This is a genomic window from Gemmatimonas sp. (assembly GCF_031426495.1).
Classification (GTDB): Bacteria; Gemmatimonadota; Gemmatimonadetes; order Gemmatimonadales; family Gemmatimonadaceae; genus Gemmatimonas.
This window is the reverse complement of sequence record NZ_JANPLK010000049.1, coordinates 211,430-231,135: the sequence shown is the minus strand read 5'-3', so window position 1 is coordinate 231,135 and position 19,706 is coordinate 211,430. Positions and strand designations below refer to the sequence as shown.

General features: G+C 65.8%; 16 protein-coding genes. 8 read left to right on the top strand and 8 right to left on the bottom strand.

Features of this window, described 5'->3' with window-relative positions; all coding sequences use genetic code 11:
* Positions 1 to 77 precede the first annotated feature (77 nt).
* The 4 genes from RMP10_RS13430 to RMP10_RS13415 all read left to right on the top strand — a co-directional run bounded on the left by RMP10_RS13430 (position 78) and on the right by RMP10_RS13415 (position 4,510).
* Positions 78 to 671 carry a hypothetical protein gene (locus RMP10_RS13430; RefSeq protein ID WP_310570741.1) on the top strand — a complete coding sequence of 198 codons (594 nt, stop codon included), beginning with the start codon at positions 78 to 80 and terminating at the stop codon, positions 669 to 671.
* Positions 672 to 757: 86 nt separating this feature from the next.
* Positions 758 to 1,306, top strand: coding sequence for a VOC family protein (locus RMP10_RS13425; protein ID WP_310570740.1), 549 nt, complete (start codon positions 758 to 760; stop codon positions 1,304 to 1,306).
* Positions 1,307 to 1,461: 155 nt separating this feature from the next.
* Positions 1,462 to 3,420 carry a hypothetical protein gene (locus RMP10_RS13420; RefSeq protein WP_310570739.1) on the top strand — a complete coding sequence of 653 codons (1,959 nt, stop codon included), beginning with the start codon at positions 1,462 to 1,464 and terminating at the stop codon, positions 3,418 to 3,420.
* An 82-nt stretch (positions 3,421 to 3,502) separates the two neighbouring features.
* Complete coding sequence (locus RMP10_RS13415; protein ID WP_310570738.1) at positions 3,503 to 4,510, top strand: proline iminopeptidase-family hydrolase; 1,008 nt, start codon at positions 3,503 to 3,505, stop codon at positions 4,508 to 4,510.
* A 9-nt stretch (positions 4,511 to 4,519) separates the two neighbouring features.
* On the opposite strand, the gene RMP10_RS13410 is transcribed toward RMP10_RS13415, so the two are convergent.
* Positions 4,520 to 5,605 carry a hypothetical protein gene (locus RMP10_RS13410; RefSeq protein WP_310570737.1) on the bottom strand — a complete coding sequence of 362 codons (1,086 nt, stop codon included), beginning with the start codon at positions 5,603 to 5,605 and terminating at the stop codon, positions 4,520 to 4,522.
* Positions 5,606 to 5,805: 200 nt separating this feature from the next.
* Between RMP10_RS13410 and RMP10_RS13405 the strand changes: the two genes are divergently transcribed.
* On the top strand, positions 5,806 to 6,747 hold the full coding sequence (locus RMP10_RS13405) for a dienelactone hydrolase family protein (RefSeq protein WP_310570736.1): 942 nt from the start codon (positions 5,806 to 5,808) through the stop codon (positions 6,745 to 6,747).
* A 21-nt stretch (positions 6,748 to 6,768) separates the two neighbouring features.
* Here the strand turns inward: RMP10_RS13405 and RMP10_RS13400 are convergent, their stop codons facing one another.
* Both RMP10_RS13400 and RMP10_RS13395 read right to left on the bottom strand, forming a co-directional pair.
* Positions 6,769 to 7,245 carry a hypothetical protein gene (locus RMP10_RS13400; RefSeq protein WP_310570735.1) on the bottom strand — a complete coding sequence of 159 codons (477 nt, stop codon included), beginning with the start codon at positions 7,243 to 7,245 and terminating at the stop codon, positions 6,769 to 6,771.
* A gap of 116 nt (positions 7,246 to 7,361) precedes the next feature.
* Positions 7,362 to 8,861, bottom strand: coding sequence for an alpha/beta fold hydrolase (locus RMP10_RS13395; RefSeq protein WP_310570734.1), 1,500 nt, complete (start codon positions 8,859 to 8,861; stop codon positions 7,362 to 7,364).
* Positions 8,862 to 8,949: 88 nt separating this feature from the next.
* Here RMP10_RS13395 and RMP10_RS13390 point away from each other — a divergent pair, with 88 nt between their 5' ends.
* Both RMP10_RS13390 and RMP10_RS13385 read left to right on the top strand, forming a co-directional pair.
* Positions 8,950 to 9,891 (top strand): alpha/beta hydrolase, encoded by a 942-nt coding sequence (locus RMP10_RS13390; protein WP_310570733.1) that lies wholly within the window; start codon positions 8,950 to 8,952, stop codon positions 9,889 to 9,891.
* A gap of 124 nt (positions 9,892 to 10,015) precedes the next feature.
* On the top strand, positions 10,016 to 13,018 hold the full coding sequence (locus RMP10_RS13385) for a hypothetical protein (protein ID WP_310570732.1): 3,003 nt from the start codon (positions 10,016 to 10,018) through the stop codon (positions 13,016 to 13,018).
* 29 nt (positions 13,019 to 13,047) lie between these two features.
* Here the strand turns inward: RMP10_RS13385 and RMP10_RS13380 are convergent, their stop codons facing one another.
* The 3 genes from RMP10_RS13380 to RMP10_RS13370 all read right to left on the bottom strand — a co-directional run bounded on the left by RMP10_RS13380 (position 13,048) and on the right by RMP10_RS13370 (position 15,747).
* Positions 13,048 to 13,569, bottom strand: a complete 522-nt coding sequence (locus RMP10_RS13380; protein ID WP_310570731.1) for a hypothetical protein — start codon at positions 13,567 to 13,569, stop codon at positions 13,048 to 13,050.
* 77 nt (positions 13,570 to 13,646) lie between these two features.
* Positions 13,647 to 15,251 carry an amidase gene (locus tag RMP10_RS13375; RefSeq protein ID WP_310570730.1) on the bottom strand — a complete coding sequence of 535 codons (1,605 nt, stop codon included), beginning with the start codon at positions 15,249 to 15,251 and terminating at the stop codon, positions 13,647 to 13,649.
* A gap of 106 nt (positions 15,252 to 15,357) precedes the next feature.
* Positions 15,358 to 15,747: a YccF domain-containing protein gene (locus RMP10_RS13370; RefSeq protein ID WP_309670232.1), complete on the bottom strand. Its 390-nt coding sequence runs from the start codon at positions 15,745 to 15,747 to the stop codon at positions 15,358 to 15,360.
* A 170-nt stretch (positions 15,748 to 15,917) separates the two neighbouring features.
* Between RMP10_RS13370 and RMP10_RS13365 the strand changes: the two genes are divergently transcribed.
* Complete coding sequence (locus RMP10_RS13365) at positions 15,918 to 16,415, top strand: hypothetical protein (protein ID WP_310570729.1); 498 nt, start codon at positions 15,918 to 15,920, stop codon at positions 16,413 to 16,415.
* A gap of 8 nt (positions 16,416 to 16,423) precedes the next feature.
* Here RMP10_RS13365 and RMP10_RS13360 read toward each other — a convergent pair whose 3' ends face one another.
* Positions 16,424 to 18,559: an ATP-binding protein gene (locus tag RMP10_RS13360; RefSeq protein WP_310570728.1), complete on the bottom strand. Its 2,136-nt coding sequence runs from the start codon at positions 18,557 to 18,559 to the stop codon at positions 16,424 to 16,426.
* Positions 18,556 to 19,551 carry an NAD(P)H-binding protein gene (locus RMP10_RS13355; RefSeq protein WP_310570727.1) on the bottom strand — a complete coding sequence of 332 codons (996 nt, stop codon included), beginning with the start codon at positions 19,549 to 19,551 and terminating at the stop codon, positions 18,556 to 18,558. Before RMP10_RS13355 ends, RMP10_RS13360 begins: the two co-directional genes overlap by 4 nt.
* Positions 19,552 to 19,706: the final 155 nt, after the last annotated feature.

Below are 19,706 nucleotides of genomic sequence, written 5' to 3'. Positions count from 1 at the left end.
TTCACCTCGACCACCGATCTTACGCGCAAGCTGCTCCGCTATATCACGCTGCATAACGAAACCTGCCAGCCGTTTGTGTGGCGGTATCGCGACGTCACCCGTCGCATGCCTGCTACACGTACATCAACTACGCCCCACTAGACGTACTGGTCGATCATCTGGCGTCGCGCACGATGTTCCTGCGCGTGGGATCGACCGTGGCGAGTATGGATTACCCGCAGCGCGATGCGTCGGACAACACGCTCGAGGTGCCATTGCCCGAGGGGTACGCTGCGGATGCCGCCGCCTCGACTGCGGTGTCACGCTTGGCGCCGAGTTGCCATGCGTTTCGCGGTGCGGCGGTTTCGTACGTGAATGTCGGGTGGCACTCGCGTACTCCGGCGAACGGTGTTGGCGAGTGGCGCATCGGCATCGATCCGGGACTCGTCGAAGTCATTCTCTCACAGGAGGAGCGCGATCGTTTGGGCGAGCGTCGACGTCTAGCGGCGAAGGCGGCGAATGATTCGCTGCTTTTCTCGGTGGCTCGCCCGCTGCGCGTCGTGCAAGCCGCGACGGGTCCCCTTCGCATCGAGGGTGTCATGTCGATTCCGCTACTGGGTGTCGTCCAGATTCATGGTGAGCGCGTCTCACGGGAGGTGCTCCCCTGTTCACGTCGGTGGGGTGAGGGGTAGGCATTGTTGCACGACACGCTCCGCCGCTTCATGTTTTCAACGCCTGCTGAATCACGGCGCGATGTTGTCTTTCCGATGGAGTGAGCATGCAGCGCATACAAGTGCAGGGTGTCCACCACATCACCCTCGTGGGCTCCACACGACAGTCGGCCATCGACTTCTGGCAGGGCGTGCTCGGAATGCCGTTCATTTTCGAGCAGCCCAACCTGGGGCTCGAGGCGGAGAATCACCTGTACTTCGATCCGGGTGACGGACGTCTTCTCACGGTATTCACCAACGAAGCGCATGCCGATGCCGGTCGTGCGGCGCCGCGCGAGGTCGGGTGCGTGGAGCACATCGCATTCAATGTGTCGCGGGCCACGTTTCAGCAGGCGCCGGCGCGACTCGAGGCGCGTGGCATCTCGTTCATTCAGCGCGATCGCGGTTTCATGGATTCGATCTATGTGCGCGATCCGAACGGACTGAAGGTCGAGCTCGCCTGCTACAAGTTCGAGACACCCACTGGATTTCGAGACGCCGACGTGCTGATGGCGGCGTATCGATTGCGCATCGCCCGGGGCGATCATCACATCGACGCAGGGCATGTGGCCGATGCGATCGAGCAGCTGGTAGCGACGCGGGATCGGCTGGAATGACCGGCGGGTGGTGCCGTCCCTGACCGAAGCGTCTCGAAACGATCCGCCCCACCACGCCGTACGGTCCTTATAGCCCTGCCGAACCCAGCGACGGGCGATAGACTCCCTCTATCGCCGCGCCGTATGCTCTTTCCTCCCGTCACCCGCAAATCCGAATGTCCGCTCTTCCCATACGCGCTCTGCTGGCCGTTGCCGCCGCGACCGCCTTCGCCGCCTGCGCCCCTCGAAAGCCGGTCACTGCGCCGTCCCCCGCCAGTGACCCCCGCAACAACCTCAAGGCCGGTCTCTTCGACGCCGCCGAGTACACGTCCAACCTGAAGGTCGTAGCCAAGGCCGTGTCGCCGAAGGGCTTCCTCGGCGAGACCAACTCCGACTTGGCGTTCACGGGCAACTACGTCATTCAGGGCAACTACAATGGCCCGGTGATCTGGGACATCAGCAATCCGTCGGCCCCGAAGCTCGTGGTGGCCTACGAGTGCCCCGCCTCGCAGAACGACGTCAGCGTGTACAAGAACCTGATGTTCATGTCGGCCGAAGCGATGAATGGCCGCGTGGACTGCAAGCCCGGCGGCGTGAAGGACGTGGTGAGCAAGGAACGCGTGCGCGGCGTGCGCATCTTCGACATCACGAACATCCGTGAGCCGAAGCTGGTCGCGAACGTGCAGACGTGCCGTGGTTCGCACACGCACACGGTGCTCGAGGATCCGAAGGACAAAAACAACGTGTACATCTACGTGTCGGGTTCGTCGGGCATCCGCCCGGCGGGTGAGCTGGCTGAGTGCGTCGCGGCGCCGAGCGGTGAAGCGAACTCCTCGCGGTTGCGCATCGAGATCATCAAGGTGCCCCTCGCGAACCCCGCGGCTGCAGCGGTGGTCGGACGCGCGAACATCTTCGCCGGCCTCGGCGCCGCCAAGAGCCATGGCGCCTCGGCGGCCGACAAGGCCGAGATGGATGCCGCCAAGGCCAAGGGCGCGTTCACGATCATGATTCCGGCGATGAACGAGGAAGTGATTCTGCCGAATCAGTTCATCAAGCCGGTGATCGACAGCATCGTAAAGGCGCGCGGTGCGACGGTCGCGACGGCGGCCGATACGGCGGCCGCGCGGCCGATCGTGAACACGAACGTGATGCGCATTCTGTCGGCGCAGGGCATGGACAAGCCGCCCGCGGCGGCCACGGCGGTGAGCGAAGGCTCACAGTGCCACGACATCACGGTGTATCCGGCGCTCGGTCTGGCCGGCGGCGCCTGCGAAGGACACGGCATCCTGCTTGACATCAGCAACCCAGTGTCGCCGGTGCGCCTCGATGCGGTGGCCGACTCGAACTTCGCCTACTGGCACTCGGCTACGTTCAACAACGATGGCACGAAGATGCTGTTCAGCGACGAGTGGGGCGGTGGTGGTTCGCCCAAGTGCCGTCCGCTCGACAAGCCGGAATGGGGTGCGAACGCGATCTTCAACATCGTGAACAAGAAGCTGGTGTTCCAGAGCTACTACAAGATCCCCACGTACCAGACCAAGAACGAAAACTGCGTGGCGCACAACGGCTCGCTGATTCCGATTCCGGGTCGCGACGTGATGGTGCAGTCGTGGTATCAGGGCGGTATCTCGGTGTTCGACTGGACCGATGCGGCGCATCCGAAGGAAATCGCCAGCTTCGACCGTGGTCCGGTAGACAGCACGCGCATGGAAATGGGCGGTTCGTGGTCGGTATACTGGTACAACGGCAACATCGTGAGCTCGGAGATTGCGCGCGGCATGGACGTGGCGCAGCTGGTGCCGAGCGAGTTCATCTCGCAGAACGAGATCGATGCGGCCAACACGGTGAAGTGGGATTATCTGAACGCGCAGGGCCAGCCGAAGATCTCGTGGCCGCCCAGCTTCGCGCTGGCGAAGGCGTACACCGATCAGCTCGAGCGCAAGGGATGCGTGGCGCCGGCGAAGATCGGCGACATCCGCGCGCAGATCGCGAACGCCGAGAAGTCGAATGGAGCGGCGCGCAACAGCGCGCTCGCCAAGCTCGTCACGGATGTCGAAGGAAGCCGCAGCTGTGATCAGCCCAAGGTGGACCTGCTGAAGAAGGCGCTGCAGGATCTGCGTGCGCTGGCGATGTAACTGACATCACCGATGGACAACGATGGCCAACGATGGCCGCCGCTTGCTCGACAAGCGGCGGCCATCGTCGCATGATTGACGCATGATCCTCTCCCGAATCGTGCCACGTGTCAGCGCTGCCGTTGCGATCGCCGCGACGTGCACCGTCGCCGCCTGTTCACCGAACGCTGATACCGTCGCCGACAGCACCATCGCGGCGGCGACAGATACCTTCCCCTCGCAGGAAGGCATGATCGATGTGCCCGGCGGCAAGGTGTGGTATCGCAAGATCGGTAACGGCCCCGGCGTGCCGCTGCTGGCGATGCACGGTGGCCCGGGAGGCACGTCGTGCCGCTTCGAGGTGCTCGCGCCGCTCGCCAACGAACGGCCCGTGATCTTCTACGATCAGCTGGGCTCGGGACGCTCGGAGCATCCCACCGATACGTCGCTCTGGAATTTCCCGCGCTTTGTGCAGGAAGTGGAAGCGGTGCGCCGCGCGCTCAAGCTCGACACGGTGCATCTGCTGGGACACTCGTGGGGCGGCGCACTGGCGGCCGAGTACATGATCGTGGCGAAGCCCTCGGGCGTGCAATCGGTGATCTTCAGCAGCCCACTCATCTCCACGCCACGGTGGATCGCCGATGCCGACAGTTTGCGTGAGCAGCTGCCGGCATCCATTCAAAAAGTGCTCGACGACAACGAGCAGGCCGGCACGCTCGATTCGCCCGCCTACAAGGCGGCGACGGATTCGTTCTACGCGCGTCACGTGCGCCGGTTACCGACGCCAACGATTGCCCGCTGCGAAGGGGTGGCATCGAACGACACGATCTACCGTCAGATGTGGGGCCCGACGGAGTTTCTCTCGACCGGCTCACTCAGAGCGTGGACGCGTGCCGCCGACATGGATGAGATCACCACGCCGTCGCTATTCATTGCCGGCGAATTCGACGAAGCGCGTCCGACGACGCTCGAAGAGTTCAGGAAGACCATGCGCGACGCACGGCTGGTCGTGATTCCGGGCGCTGCGCACGCGGCGATGCGTGAGAAACCGGTGGAATACATCGCCGCCGTGCGCGCGTTCCTGTCTGACGTGGAGAAGCGGGCGCCTTAGGGGAGCATCCTACTGCCGCTTGACTTCCTTGTAATCGGCCGGCGGCGAAAACATCTCGGCGGATACCGCGCCGCGCGTAATGCTCTTCACCTCGTCGGTCACCGTCATGAGCAGCGACTGCTTGGGCGGTGCCGACTTCTGCTTGTCCGATTGCTTGGCGGCGTTCTCGGCCGCGGCCTTCATCGCGCCCATCATGCCGCGGAAACCGCCGCCCGACGGCTTCTCGTCTTTCTTCGCCGCACTTTCCTTGGCCGCCGTGGCGCCGTCGCCGAGCGTGAGCGAACGATCGTACTCCATGTCGACCGGCAACAGGGACACGTATGTCGCACTCTTCAGGGCGATACCGGGAACCTTCGCCAACTCTTTCGCCGCGGCCTCGAATCCGTTCTTCATACGCGGATCATTGGCAAAGACACTCTGCAGTCCCTGCACCTGAGCGCGGAATTCCTGCCCCATCTTCTGAGCATAGGCGCGCTGGAATTCGCGGAGTGCGGCGATCTGCGGGGCGTCCTTCGAGATCCACTGGTCGAGTAAAAACACCAGGTTGCCGACCGACTGATCCTGCTTACCCTCCGATGCCACCTGCGCTTCGACGGTCACCGTGATGAACACGCGTTCCGCGTCGTAGCCGGACACCTTCTCCCGCTGACCGGGGCGGTCGACCGCCACCTTGTACTTGAATGTGACCGAATCGTCCGACGGTGAATCCTTCGCCTTTCCCTTGGCCTTCTCCTTGGACGACGACTCCTTGGCCGATTGCGCGGCTTCCTTCATGGCGGCCGACATCTCGGCGAAGGTCATCGACGTGTACGACTTCTGTTTGTGGTCGATCGTCGTGATCCGGCCGGCATCGGCATCGATGATCGACGCGCTCGCCGCCGACTCCGTGCGTAGGCGATGGCCCGACACGTAGGTGGTGGTGGCAATGTCGTGCATGCTGCCGCCACCGAGCTTTGCGGCAATGTTGGCCGCGACGCCGAGCGCCCCCGAAAGGCGAACGTCGGCAACACTCTGCACGGTTACGCCCTGGGCCCGCGCCACGGCAGGCACGGTCAGGGCAACCAGCAGCAGTGCAGAGCGAGAGAGCGCGCGCATCGTGCACCTCAGGGTCATGGGAGTGAGCGCCAACGTGGTGCCGCAACGCTCACTGGTTGTGCGGATTCTCGCACCATGGCTGCAACCTACTCTCGATCGGTCTGGTCGGCCAACGTCCGGTCTCGTAGCTTGGCGCAGCCCTTGCTTCGGCATCCTGCCCGGGATCGAAGCGGTCAGACTCACTTTCCCTTCGAGCCACTATGCGCATGATTCTTGGCCTCACGGCCGCTATCGTTCTCGCCGGATCCGGCTTCGTGGCCGGACGGGCCCGCCCTGCCACGGCGGCAACGTCCGCGGCGCCGACGGGAGCTGCGGACGAGCACGCCAGTCACGATCTGTCGTCCGTGCGCGACGGTAGGGCGACGTCGCGCCTATTGCCGCAGCAGGCCGGGGGTATTCCCGCGTCGGCCGGCACGGCGGGCGCGCGCCTCGCGGCGTCGCCGCGTCACGCCGAGTGGGTGGCGATCAAGGTCAACGCCACCGACAGTGTGATGGCGTGGGTCGTGTATCCCGAGCGCAAGGACAAGGCGCCGGTGGTGATTGCGCTGCACGAGAACACCGGCATCAACACGTGGACGCGTTCGGTGGCCGACCAGTTGGCTGCCGACGGATTCATCGGTATCGCACCGGATCTCACCACGATGTTCCGCACGGGCGATTTGAAGGCCGACCCGGCTCCCGATCAGGGGCGCGCGGCGATCGGGCAGGTGACGCCGGAAGTCGGCACGCGCATTCTGGATGCCGTGGCGAAGTACGGCATGTCGTTGCCGGCGGCGTTGCCGAAGTACGGGATCGTGGGCTTCTGCTGGGGCGGCGGACGGTCGTTCCTGCATGCCACGACCGCGCCGGGACTCGGCGCGTCGGTGGTGTACTACGGCTCGCCGCCGCCGGCCGATCAGATGGTCGCGATCAAGGCGCCGGTACTCGGCCTGTACGGTGGCAACGATGCGCGGATCAACGCGACGATCCCGGCCACCGATTCCACGATGAAGGCGCTCGGTAAGTCGTACGAGTCGCACATCTTCGACGGTGCCGGACACGGATTCCTGCGCGGACAGGATGGGAATGCACCGAACGCCGCGGCCGCTGTGGCTGCGTGGCCCAAGACGATTGCGTTCTTCCGCGCGAAGCTCGGCAAGTAGCTCGCGCGGAAGTCGCGTCACTCAGCGGTCGAGTCGTCCGGTGTAGGTGAGCGTGCCGGTCGGCGGCGTTGCACCGAAGTTGGCGGAGCCGGTGATCGTCCCCGTTCCCGTCGTATTTGCGTAGGTGCCGGTGCCCTTCTCGACCGTCCAGGTGCCGGCGAGCGTGGCGGCGGTCTGGCTGCTGAAGGTGAGCGTCGCACTGCCGCGTACGGTGAGTGAGCCTTGCTTGCCCGTGAGGGTGCGCACGTACGTCAGGGGCACGGGCGACTGGGTGAGCGGCCCGCCGAAGGTCAGGACTTCGGTGGTGCTGCCGCTGTCGGCGCGGGAACCGGTCATCGTGAACGCGCCGGCCGACGTGGTTTGGCCCGTAAGGGATTGCGCGATGGCAATGGTGACGGGGCCGCTCGGGTCCGGGGCGGTGGCGTCGTCGCTGCAGGCGACGGCGGCGCTGGTGGCACTGATCATGAGGAACGCTCGGACTGAGGTGGGGAATCGCATAGGGTTCTCGCGGTGAGGGCTCGCGGGTGAGCCGTGTGCGCCAGAACGTCGCGACCCGACCGGGTGGTCCGCACCACCTGAATGGGTGGTGACTTTCGGGTGGTGCGGGTGCCCCGTCAGTCCACCAGCGCCCAGATAGCAGAGGGCGGGGCGTCACGGTCGCCGGACGCCAGGGCGTGCACGGCCACGGATACATCCGCCCCGGCGAGGATGTCGCGCAGCATGCCGGTGAGGACGATGTGACCGGGGCCTGTCGCGAGCGCGGCCTCGACCGCCCGGCTGTAGGCGGCCCCCACGGGCACGCCCTCGGCGACCGAGCACGCGCCGACGTGCAGCGACATCGCGCCGACGTTTCCAGCGCCAAGGGCGCGCAGCGCACGCGCGCAGCGGAGCGCGGTGCTGGGGCTGTCAAACAGTGCCGTCCACGTGCTGTCCGAGTGCCGCACAAAGCGCGCCCCATGGGCCGACAGCATCGTGCGCTTGGTCTCGTCGAGTCGTGAGCCGCTGCCGGTCATGCACAGGATGATGGCGATCCACGTACGCACATCCGTGGCGGCATCGGGTTGCTGCAGGTAGGCGGTCACCGTGCGCGCGAGCGCGTCACTGTCGATGAAGTACACGTGGTCGTCACCCGGCAGTTCGACCATGCGCGCGTGCGGCATCCGTGCGGCGAAGTAGCGTCCCGCCGCCAGAGGTACGAGGCGATCACCTATCCGATGGATGATGAGTGTGCGCGTGGTCATCGATGGCAGCAGTGCGCGGATGTCCACCGCGCGGGCGTTGGCCAATACCTTTTCGATCACGGACGGACTGGTGGCGGCACGTAGCAGACGAGACCACCAGTCACGGAAGTCGAGCTGATCGGCGCGCGACGGCGCGAAGCGGTCGAGCGACCACGTCTCGCCCCAGCGCTGCGGCACCGGCGCGAGCAGCGGGTACTGCGTGTCGCCGTTCGAGGTCCATGGAAACTCGGTGCCGTGACCACCAATGAACGGCGAGACACCGAACAAGATGAGTCCGTGCACGCGCTCCGGATACATCGACGCGAGGAGTACGGCGGCGGCGCCGCCTTCCGAGGTGCCCATGATGAACGCATGCGATGCACCGGCGGCATCGAGCACGCATCGCGCATCGGCCACGGTTTGTTCGATCGTGGCTGGACCGTCTTGGCGATCGGACACACCGACCCCGCGCTTGTCGAACAGGATCACGCGCGCTACGCGCCCGAGCTGCTCGAAGAAGGCGGCGTATTCCGGCTGCTCCCAAGCGAGATCGAGGTGCGACACAAAGCCATGCATGAACAGCAGCGTGACCGGACCGCTGCCGACGATTTGATACGCAATATGAACGCCGGCATTGTTGGCGTAGCGAATCTCTGATCGCGCCACGGGTGCCGTCGCGGCCGGCTGAACCGGCGCATCGAGCAGACCTCGGGTCATGGCCACCCGAATGGCTTCGGCACGCGATGACACCTCGAGGGCGGCATAGAGCTGCTTGATATACCAGCGCACCGTCTCTGCCGAGAGCGACAGGCGCTGTGCGATGGCCGGGGCAGACAGACCTTCGGCCATCATCGTCAAGACCTGACGCTCGCGCAACTTGAGGGTTTGCGGCATCTGCCAACTTGTCATCGTAGTGGACCGTGCCGCCAGCGGGCGCGATATTCCCGCATCCGCTCGTCGTCTCCTCTCAGTCCTGTCCGCCATGCGTCGTCTCGCTCGCTCCACTCTGCTTGCGCTCGTGCTGTTGATGGTGGCGCTGGCCGGCTACGGCGCTTGGAAGAACCCAGAGAAGGGACCGCTGAATGCGGCGGCGCGGACGGGCGTGCCCGGCCAGTTCGTGGCGCTTTCTGGCGGGGTGACGCACTACGACATCACCGGCCCCGATACCGGACGGGTGGTCGTGCTGGTGCACGGCTTCTCGGTGCCGTCGTACATCTGGGATTCCACCAGCACCGCGCTCAGTGCGGCCGGCTATCGCGTGATTCGTTACGACCTGTTCGGACGCGGATGGTCAGACCGCCCCGACGCGGCCTACGACGGGGCGATGTACGACGCGCAGCTCGATGAGTTGCTGGATTCGCTGCGCATCACACAGCCGATCGACCTCGTTGGACTGTCGTTTGGCGGGTTCGTGACGTCGCACTATGTGGCGGAACACGCCGCACGCGTGCGCACCTTCACGATGATCGATCCGGCGAGTTCGTCGCCCGCGGTTCCGGGGGTGCTATCGTGGCCGGTCGTTGGCCCGTGGGTGTGGCAAACCACGCAGGTGCCGGGCATGGCCGATGGGCAGGCGTCGGATTTTCTGCACCCGGAGCAATTTCCGGGGTGGGCCGATCAGTACCGGCCGCAGATGCGTTATGACGGGTTCGGACGCGCGCTGCTGCGCAGTGCCGTGACGATGAGCCGCACCGATTTCGGTGCGCTGTTCGCCCGTGCCGCGAAGACCGGCGTCCCCGTGCTGCTGGTGTGGGGGAAGCAGGATCAGACCGTACCGATCGCGCTGTCGGACGTGGCGCGGTCGAACATGCCACAGCTCGAGTTCTTTCCCGTGGACTCCGCGGGCCACCTGCCGCACATGGAGCAATCGGCGTTGGTGCACGCAAAAATGCAGGAGTTTTTTCGCGCGCACCCGGCCAAATAGGGCGATCAGGCCGCCGTGGGGGCGTCCATGCCGGCCCACAGATTCATGATGCGCAATTCGTCGCGGCCGCAGCGCGTCCGGTAGCAGAACAGCTGCGACGTTCCCTCACCGCTCCCTTCCCGAGATGCCCGTGCGTTGCTCCCGTCGGTTGATTCTTTCGGCGACCTTGGTCGCCTCCGCCCTCCCGATGCTGGTCGTCGCGCGCGGCGTTGACGCCCAGAGCACATTCCCGAGCGGGGCGGTGCAGGGGCCGCGCTGGCGCCACATCGGCCCCTTCCGCGCCGGCCGCACGAAGAGCGCCGTGGGGGTGCCATCGCAGCCGAATGTGTTCTACATGGCGGCCACCAACGGCGGCGTATGGAAGACCAACGACGCCGGTCGCACGTGGAACCCGATCTTCGATGCGCAGAACACCGGCTCGGTGGGTGCGGTTGAAGTGGCGCCGTCGAATCCCAGCATCGTGTACGTAGGGAGCGGCGAAGGCCTCCAGCGCCCCGATCTGAGCACCGGCAATGGGATGTATCGGTCAAACGATGCCGGTCGCTCCTGGGCGCATCTGGGGCTCCGTGACGGGCAGCAGATTCCGCGTATCGCGATCGACCCGACCAACCCTGAGCGGTTGTTCGTGGCAGTGCTGGGGCATCCGTACGGTCCGAACGACGAACGCGGCATCTATCGCTCGGTGAACGGCGGGCAGTCGTTCGAGCGCGTGCTGTACAAGGACGAGAATACGGGCGGGGCCGATGTGGTGCTGTCGCCGAACGATCCGAACACGGTGTACGCGGTGCTCTGGGAGGCGAGGCAGGGACCGTGGGAGAACGCGGCGTGGAGTGGACCGAACTCGGGACTGTTCAAGAGCACCGACGGCGGCGCCACGTGGACGCAACTCGCCGGCGGACTGCCCACCACCGCGGATGGACTCGGTCGATTGGGTATCGGCATCAGTCCCAGCGACCCGCAGCGCATTTATGTGACGGCCACAGCCGGCGCGAAGAGCGGGCTCTTTCGCAGTGATGATGCCGGCGCGACGTGGACGCGGACCACCACCGACAACCGCATTTTCGGACGTGGCGACGACTTCGCGGCGGTCACGGTCGACCCGCGTGATCCGAATACGCTGTACTCGATGAACGTGGTGGCATGGAAGAGCACCGACGCCGGCGTCACGTGGACCGCGTTTCGCGGCGCACCGGGCGGTGACGACTACCAGCGGCTGTGGATCAACCCGCTCGTGCCAAGCACGATGTTGTTGGTCGCCGACCAAGGCGCGGTGATTACGGTGAACGACGGCGAGACGTGGAGCTCGTGGTACAATCAGGGCACGGCGCAGTTCTATCACGTGACGGCCGACAATGCGTGGCCGTACCGCGTGTGTGGTGGCCAGCAGGAATCCGGCTCGGCCTGCGTGAGCAGTCGCGGCGACGACGGCAGCATCACGTATCGCGACTGGCGTCCGGTGGGGGCGAGCGAGTACAGCTACGTGGCACCCGATCCGCTCAACCCGGATATCGTGTATGGCGGCACGGTGTCGCGCTTTGATCGTCGCACGGGACAGACGCAGAACGTGAGTCCCAGCATCGGCCGCACGCGAGGCGCGGCGGGTAGCGGGCCTGACTATTTCCGCGGTATCCGCACGATGCCGATTCTGTTTTCGCCGATTAATCCGCGCAAGCTGTACTACGGCACAAACGTGGTGTGGAGCACGGTGAACGGTGGCACTACGTGGAAGCGGCTCAGCGAGGACCTGTCCCGCGAAACGTGGGAGGTGCCGGCCAGCGTGGGCGTGTATGTCAACACGCCGGCCGCCAAGCCGACGCGACGCGGCGTGGTGTACACGATTGCACCCAGCTACGTGGATTCGAACACCGTGTGGGCGGGAACCGACGACGGCCTCATTCACGTGACGCGCAACGGTGGTACGACGTGGCGCAACGTGACGCCGCCGCAGATCGGGGCCTGGTGGAAGGTGTCGATCATGGACGCCTCGCACTTCAGCGCGACCACCGCGTACGCCGCGGTGAACACGCTGCGCCTTGACGATTTACGACCGCACATCTATCGCACGCGCGACGGGGGCGCCACGTGGACGGAGATCGTGAGCGGCATTGCGACCGACGCGCCGATCAATGTGGTGCGCGAAGATCCGAAGCGGCGCGGGCTGCTGTACGCGGGCAGCGAAACGCAGGTGTGGTTCTCGCTCGACGACGGCGATCACTGGCATTCGTTGCGCGGCAACATGCCGGCGATTTCCATTCGCGATCTGGTCATCAAGGACGACGATATCGCGGTGGCCACGCACGGCCGTGGCTTCTGGATTCTGGATAACACCACGGCGCTGCGGCAGTGGCGCGACGCCGTGGCGAGTGCGCCAGCCACGTTGTTCAAGCCGGCGGTCGCTACGCGTGTGCGTTACTCGATGTATACCGATACGCCGGTGCCGCCGGATGAACCGCGGGCGGAGAATCCGCCTGATGGTGCGATGATCGACTACTACTTGTCGCGTGATGCGCAGTCGGTGAGGCTCGAGATTCTCAATGCGACCGGTCGCGTGTTGCGCACGTTAGCGAGCACGGACGCCACGCCCGCGCCGGCCGACGCCGGCAACTGGCCGCGGTACTGGTTCCGCCCTGCGGTGGCGCCGAGTGTCAAACAGGGACTGCAGCGCTTCACGTGGGATCTGCACTACGCGCGGCCGAGCACCGAGTGCTCGCTGCCGATCTCGGGCACACCGTATAACACGAAGTGTGAGCCCGAGGGGCCGTGGGTGCTGCCGGGTGTGTATACGGCGCGGCTCACGGTGGATGGCGCGGTGCAGTCACAGACCTTCACGGTGCGCATGGATCCTCGCGTGAAGACGCCCGTGGCGGCGCTCAAGCAGCAGCACGATCTGTCAGTGGCGTTGTACGACGCCATGCTCGAGGCGCAGACGCTGGCCGCCGAGGCCCGCACAGGCGGGCGTACGGCGCTTGCGGGTCAGGATGCGTTCGGTGGCGTGGCCACGTCGCACCAACCGGTGATCGACGCGTTGCAGGACAGCGACGCGCCGGCGACGGCGGTGATGGTACAGGCGGCGCGTACGCGGCTGGCGGCGTACGCGGCGCTCAAGGTGCGGTGGATGGAGAAGTAAGCGGGACGACGGGCGCACCACAGAGGCGATTACCGACGAGGCGGTGGCGCGTAGCCCGGTGGCGGTCCGTCCGGATGCATCTGGCAGGCTGGCGGCTGCTCAATGGTGTACGTGAAATTCGCGATGCGCCACGTGGCACTGACCTGCACCAGCGTGAGCAGGTCGATGCCGCAGTGCGACCACTTGCCTTCGGCCCACAAGTCATAGGGCATCCACACCGACGCGATGGTGCCGGCGACGTGCACGATGGGGTCGTAGCCGCGCTCGATAATGGGGGCCCGTTTGCCGGTGGCGCGCTGGGCTGCCACGGTACGGACGGTGTAGGTGCCGCCGCGACCGGCCCGATCCTGCGCGGGGAAGACCTGCGCTTCGGGGATCATGAGGTCGGAAAGGGCGATCAGGTCGCCGCTGTTGATGTGCCGGAGTGCCGAGTCGACCACCGCCATGACGGCCGCGCTCGTGGCGGTCGATGGGCCAGGCGATCTCGCCGTGGCCGTCGCGCATCCGCCAAGCGCAAGTACGAGAAACAGCTGGGTGAGACGTGCGGGCATGGGTCGAGGAGTGAGCGTGAGATTGAGAGCGCGTGGCGCGCACGCTGGGTACGCGGCGATGGGACAATGCCCGTGGATTATCCACCGCGACGCGGTATTGGCGGTGCGACGAACCGACGGGAACGCTGTTCGTAGGCGTGCGCCATCGCCAACAGTTTTGCATCGCTGCCGGGAAGGCCCACGAAGGACAGGTTGCCCGCTGGCATGCCGTTCGCGCCGTATCCCGCTGGCACGGAGACCTCGGGCAGTCCGAGCCAATTGCCGTAGCCGAGGGTGGTGCGCACATCCGGCCACGGATCGGTGGCGGCAGGCGCGCCGAACGGCATCGTGGGATAGACCATGGCATCGATGCCCTTCGCACGGAACGACGCGGCCAACCCGGTCACGATCGTTTCGCGCGACCGGGCGAACGACTGACTCGCGGCGTCTGCCTCGTACGGCTGGGTAATCAGCACGTGCATGGCGTCCCACTCCGCGGGGAGGACATCGTAGAAGGCGCGAAAGGCGGCGAGACCGCGCTTCACGTAGAGCTCTGCGTTTCGCGTGGCGTTCCCGCCTTGCCCGGCGAAGTAGCGCCACAGCGCGTTGGCGGTTGGCGCGGGCGCGTTGTGGTTTGGCGCCACGTCACCACGTGCCTTCGCAGCGGCGGCGAATTGTTCGCGCACATCGGCACGGTGCACCGACGGCACGAACGGTTCGATGATCGCCCCCGCGCTTGCGCAGTCGGCTACGGCGCGGTCGAAGACGGCCAGCGCTTCGGCGGTCATCTGCGCGCGCGGTACGTGAAACTCCACGAGCCCCAATCGCGCGCCCACCAGTGCATCGTCACGGAGCGCGCCAAGCAGTCCGCGCGCATAGAGGGTGCGATCGACGAGGCCATCCGACGTATCGGGGCCGGCGATCGCATCGAGCATGAGTGCGGCGTCCTGCACCGATCGCGCGAGGGGCCCGTGCGTGTCGAGATACGGCCAGGTGGGAATGACGCCCGTGCGCGGTACCAGACCGAACGAGGGCTTCATACCGACGACGCCGGTGAACTGCGCCGGAATGCGATTGGAGCCACCGTCGTCGGTGCCGAGCGCGGCGAATGCCATCCCGCAGGCCACGACGACGGCCGATCCGGCGCTCGAGCCACCGGGCGTACGCAGGCCGCCGCGATCGTGAGGATTGCGCACCTGTCCGGTGAGTGAGCTGGTCCCGTTGCCACGATAGGCGAAGTCGTCGGCGGCGGTCTTCCCGAGCAGGACGGCACCGGCCGCGCGCAATCGCTTCACTTCGAGGGCGTCGCGCGTGACCGCCTCTGGAAACAGCCGCACCCACTCGGCGCTCGACGCGGTGGTGGGCATGCCTTGCATGTCGTAGATCGATTTCGCGAACAGGGGGACACCATCGAGTGGCCCGATAAGGGCGCCGCGCTTTGCGCGCGCATCCGAGGCCCGGGCTTCATCGCGTGCGGTGGTGGCGAGTTGATCGATCGCGCGCAGCGCACCGTTCCAGGCGCGACACCGTGTCAGCGCTTCGGTCGTGACCTCGACGGCGGAGAAGTCACCGCGAAGGCGGCCGGCCTGATACTGGGCGATGGTGCCGGCGAGCGGATCATCGGCGCGCACGGGCCAGCCAACCAGCGGCATGGCCAGCATGGCGCTGAGTTGCGCGAGGGCTTCGCGGCGCGTGGTCGACATGGCGTGGGTCGCGGGGATTCCTGGCCGGCAGGTGCGTCGGACCGGCGGAAGATGCAAGTCCCCGCCGGTAGCCGCTACCCGACGATCATGGCGGACTGCAACTGACTTACGGCAGGTCGATCGCGCGCTTGCCGAGCGGTGCGAACGATATGGCGGCGAGCCGGAAGTGCGCGAATCCGAACGGAATGCCGATGATGGTGACGCAGTACGCGATGCCGGCCAGCACGTGTGAGATCCAGAGCCAGATGCCGGCGAAAACGATCCACAGGAGATTCGCCAGGCCCGCGCCGACGATCGGCTCCTCACCCACGGTCCGCGCGTCGACGAGCGTGCGCCCGAAGGGCCATGCGGCGAAGCCGGCGATGCGGAATGCCGCGATGGCGAACGGAATGCCGACTACGGTGATGGCCAGCAGCAGTCCGAGGAGCATCCAGGCGATGCCGGCCACGAGGCCGCCGCCAAAAATGAACCACAGGATGTTGAGGAGCAGGGTCACGGTATGGCTCGGAATGAGAGGGCGTCGCGCGCGGCGATACAGGACACTACGTGGCCGCCGCGTTTTTGCTTCACCCCACAGCGCGGCGTACGTTGTACCGGTCGCCCTTCTCTCTCGCCCCCTCGCCGATGAACGGATTGCGCCTTATCCCTTTCGCTGCCAGCCTGCTGATGCTGGTCACGCCTGTCGTGTCGAGTCAGGCGCAGGCCACGTTCCTCGACTACCGCACGACGGTGCCAACCGGTTGGGTTGCTGCGACGCCCTCGTCGAGTATGCGGCTGGCTGAGTATCGCGTGCCGGCGAGCGGCGGTGCGATTCCGGTGGAGGTCGTCGTGTATTTCTTCGGCCCGGGGCAGGGGGGACCGCCGCAGGCGAATCTGGACCGTTGGAAGAGCCAGTTCAGCAATCCAGCGGGCGGTCCAGTGGCGGAAACGGTGCGACACGAAACAACCGGCGCGTTCCCGCTGACGATCGCTGAGTACAGTGGCACGTATGCGCGCGGTATGGGTGCGGGCTCGTCGGCCGAGGCGGCGCGCCCTGGGCACACGCTGATCGCCGTCGTCGTCGAAACCCCCCGTGGCACGTTGTTCGTCCAGTGCTTCGGACCGGCCGCCGCCGTCGCCGCGCAGAAGACAGCGTATCTACAGTTCGTGCGCGGGCTGCGCTGAACGGTTGCTCACCGCGCGATGCCGTCCGATGCGTGCTCGTCGAGTACGCTGCGCACCTTACGCGCGAGCGCGGACGCGGTGAAGGGCTTCTGCAGGAAGTCGACCTCGGCCTGCAGCAGACCGTGCCGAAGGACCGCGTCGTCGGTGTATCCGCTGACGTACAACACCGCGACCTGCGGTAAACGCTCGCGCAACTGTTCGGCCAACGCGGGGCCGCTCAGATTCGGCATGACGACGTCCGTGACGAGCAGCGCGATGCGTTTGTCGGTGGACGACGCGACCTGCAGTGCGTCGAGCCCGTCATTCGCGGTGAGCACATCGTATCCCAGCCCCTGCAAGGCGCGCAGGGCGAGCGCGCGAACGCCGCGGTCGTCTTCCACCAACAGAATCGTTTCGGTGCCTCCGCGCGTTCGGCTTCCCGTATCTTCGATCACCGTGGACTTCGGCATGGGCACGGCTGGCAGGTAGATCCGGAACGTGGATCCCTGTCCCGGCGCGCTGTGCACATGAATGCCACCGCCGCTCTGCTGGACGATGCCGAACACCATCGACAAGCCGAGGCCCGTGCCTTTCCCCACGCCCTTGGTCGTATAGAACGGCTCGAAGATGCGTGACAATACGTCCGGATTCATCCCGGTTCCACTGTCACTCATGCGCAGCATGACATACGGCCCTGGCGCCACGCTCAGATGCATCGACGTGACGGTGTGGTCGATCTCGACGTTGCCCGTTTCTATGCTGAGTGTACCCCCAGTCGGCATGGCGTCGCGCGCGTTCAGCGCCAGGTTCATGAGGATCTGATTCAGCTGGCTGGGATCGGCGCGAACCGCGTGTACCTGCGAATCCAGCGTCGTGTTGAGCGATATGTCTTCGCCGATGAGGCGCCGCAACAGCTTCGAGGTGTCGACGACCACCGCATTCACGTCGAGCACTTCCGGCTGCGTCATCGCCTGACGGCTGAACGCCAGCAGCTGTCGCGTGAGGGCAGCGGCGCGATCGGCGGCATCGGCGATCTCTTTGACCGACTCCTGCACATCCGGCGAAATCTCCGGCAGTGACAGCAGCAGTCCGCTGTGTCCGGTGATGATCGTGAGCAGATTATTGAAGTCGTGCGCGATGCCGCCGGCAAGCTGGCCGACGGCCTCCATCTTCTGCGACTGCAGCAATTCCTGCTGCAGCTGATCGCGCTGTACCTCGGCCAGTTTACGGTCGGTCACGTCGCGGCTGATGCCGACTAGCCCCGTGAGCTCCCCCTGCGCGTTGCGCAAGGGCGCCTTGATCACCAAGAACCAACGCACGGTACCATCGGGTCGAATGCGGAATGCCTCGATGTTGAGGTGCGGGTCGCCGGCGAAGACGCGCGCGTCCTCTGCGTCGCGCTGGGCGGCAAACTCCGCAGGATAAATATCGCGGGCGGAAAGACCGACGAGTTGCTCCTCACGCTCTTTGCCGAACTGCTCGCAGGCGGCGCGATTCGCGAGGACAAAGCGACCGTTGAGATCTTTGGTGAATACGACATCGGGCATTGCGTCGATCAGCGTGCGCAGCACCGCGCGTTGGTGTTCGAACGACGAACGCGCGAGAATCTCCTGCCGCAGCGCAGCTTCCATGGCGGAGATCACCACGCCGATGGCCAGAATAAGCAGCGTGGCGATCAGCGCGAAGTTCAAGGTGATCGTGATCCAAAAGCCGACGCCCGTGGACTGCGGGGGCATGAGCATCGCCGGCCCCGCCCATCCCCAGAGCCCGACCAGGAACAGCGTAGCCGTGCTGAGCACGGCGGCGGCCAACCCCGCCCTCGTGCCCAGCAGCAGCGCCGTGAGAATCGAAAAACCGAGGAGGAAGATCTGACTCCGCAGTCCGACCCAGACGAGCAATCCGGTGCCGAGCGCATACAGAATCAGGCAAAACACCGCGGCGCGCACGGTGAACGGCAGTCGCTTCAAGACGATCAACGCGGCGAGTACGACGATCGCGAGCACGTCGATCACAATCACGCCGGTCAGCCCGGCGCGCATCGCCATGATCACGCTCGGCACGCAGACCACCACACCGAGGATCAGCCCCGTGCGCATGATCACGTCGAGCAACGACATCCGCCACTCGGCGGTATTCACGCGCGTGGTGGTCGGTGCGCCCCTCACTGGAACACCGCGTGCTCGCCACGATCGTCGGTCGCGTCGCCGCGCAGTCGCTTGGCGAAGAAGTCCACCAGCGTGTCTTGTCCCGTCGACGGCGTCGCGGACGCGTCGTACCGCTGGGCCGCGTCGTCCCAGACGAGCATCGACTCGGTGGCGTAGTAGCGGCCGATACGCGCCAGTTGTGCCTTATCGGCGAGCGGCGGAACCACCCGCCCGAGCGCGCCGAGCACCGCGATGATCACATCGAGCAGCGCCACGGGGATCTGCTTGAATCGGGGCTCGCGCCCGAGAAGCGCGAACAGCTGTTCGCCCTGCTGACGCGGCGTCTGGGCATTGCCGGGACCACCAATCGGCAGCACGCGATTGTGTCGCGTCGTGTCGGTCACACAGCTGGCGAGAAACTCGGCGAGATCGTCGTCGCTGATTGGCTTGCATGACGTGAGCGTGCCGTCGCCGAAAACGAGGAACGGCTTGCCCTTTTGTACGCGCTCCACCTGGCCGGACAGTGACTTGAAAAACGCCGTGGGACGCACGATCGACCAGGTGAGCCCTGAATCGATGAGGGTCCGTTCGAAGGCCAACTTGGCCTCCTGGAAGGCCAGCAGCGGCTTCTGTACGCAGATGGCGGAGAGCAACACCATGTGCGGCACGCCGGCGGTCTGGGCAGCCTGCAGCACGTTGAGGTGTGCCTGATGATCGATCGCCCACGCATCCCGGGGCGTTCCCGTTCTGGACGCCATGCAGGAGACGACGACGTCGAACGGCTCGCCCTTGAAGCCATCGCGTGTGATCGACGCGGCGTCGCTGACATCACCCACCCGCACGGTCACGCCAGGTTCGGGCGCGGACGGTGCGATGGAGGCACGACCGACGCGACTGGCCCGGCCGAAACAGACGACCTCATGCCCCTGACGCACCAGCGCACGCACGGTGGCCCGACCGATCGTGCCGGTGGCGCCGAGCATGAACACGCGAAGCGAGGGCGAAGGCGTCATGCTGGAAAGATGGCGAGCGCCACGTTCGCAGGGAATCACGTAGATTCTCCGGACGAGGCGACGAAGCCTGGCTCGGTTGGCATCGCGATGAAGCTGAAGGCCCCGTATCGACCGGAATAGGTTGTGTCCGGTGTGTGTCGTCCCGCTGTCCTCAC

Bases quoted from the DNA above. Each gene is read 5' to 3' on its own strand.
- RMP10_RS13420 (WP_310570739.1), top strand. From the start codon at position 1,462: ATGTCCGCTCTTCCCATACGCGCTCTGCTGGCCGTTGCCGCCGCGACC.
- RMP10_RS13365 (WP_310570729.1), top strand. From the start codon at position 15,918: ATGCTGGTCACGCCTGTCGTGTCGAGTCAGGCGCAGGCCACGTTCCTC.
- RMP10_RS13415 (WP_310570738.1), top strand. From the start codon at position 3,503: ATGATCCTCTCCCGAATCGTGCCACGTGTCAGCGCTGCCGTTGCGATC.
- RMP10_RS13395 (WP_310570734.1), bottom strand. From the start codon at position 8,861: ATGCCGCAAACCCTCAAGTTGCGCGAGCGTCAGGTCTTGACGATGATG.
- RMP10_RS13400 (WP_310570735.1), bottom strand. From the start codon at position 7,245: ATGCGATTCCCCACCTCAGTCCGAGCGTTCCTCATGATCAGTGCCACC.
- RMP10_RS13385 (WP_310570732.1), top strand. From the start codon at position 10,016: ATGCCCGTGCGTTGCTCCCGTCGGTTGATTCTTTCGGCGACCTTGGTC.
- RMP10_RS13390 (WP_310570733.1), top strand. From the start codon at position 8,950: ATGCGTCGTCTCGCTCGCTCCACTCTGCTTGCGCTCGTGCTGTTGATG.
- RMP10_RS13425 (WP_310570740.1), top strand. From the start codon at position 758: ATGCAGCGCATACAAGTGCAGGGTGTCCACCACATCACCCTCGTGGGC.
- RMP10_RS13375 (WP_310570730.1), bottom strand. From the start codon at position 15,251: ATGTCGACCACGCGCCGCGAAGCCCTCGCGCAACTCAGCGCCATGCTG.
- RMP10_RS13405 (WP_310570736.1), top strand. From the start codon at position 5,806: ATGCGCATGATTCTTGGCCTCACGGCCGCTATCGTTCTCGCCGGATCC.
- RMP10_RS13380 (WP_310570731.1), bottom strand. From the start codon at position 13,569: ATGCCCGCACGTCTCACCCAGCTGTTTCTCGTACTTGCGCTTGGCGGA.
- RMP10_RS13410 (WP_310570737.1), bottom strand. From the start codon at position 5,605: ATGCGCGCGCTCTCTCGCTCTGCACTGCTGCTGGTTGCCCTGACCGTG.
- RMP10_RS13355 (WP_310570727.1), bottom strand. From the start codon at position 19,551: ATGACGCCTTCGCCCTCGCTTCGCGTGTTCATGCTCGGCGCCACCGGC.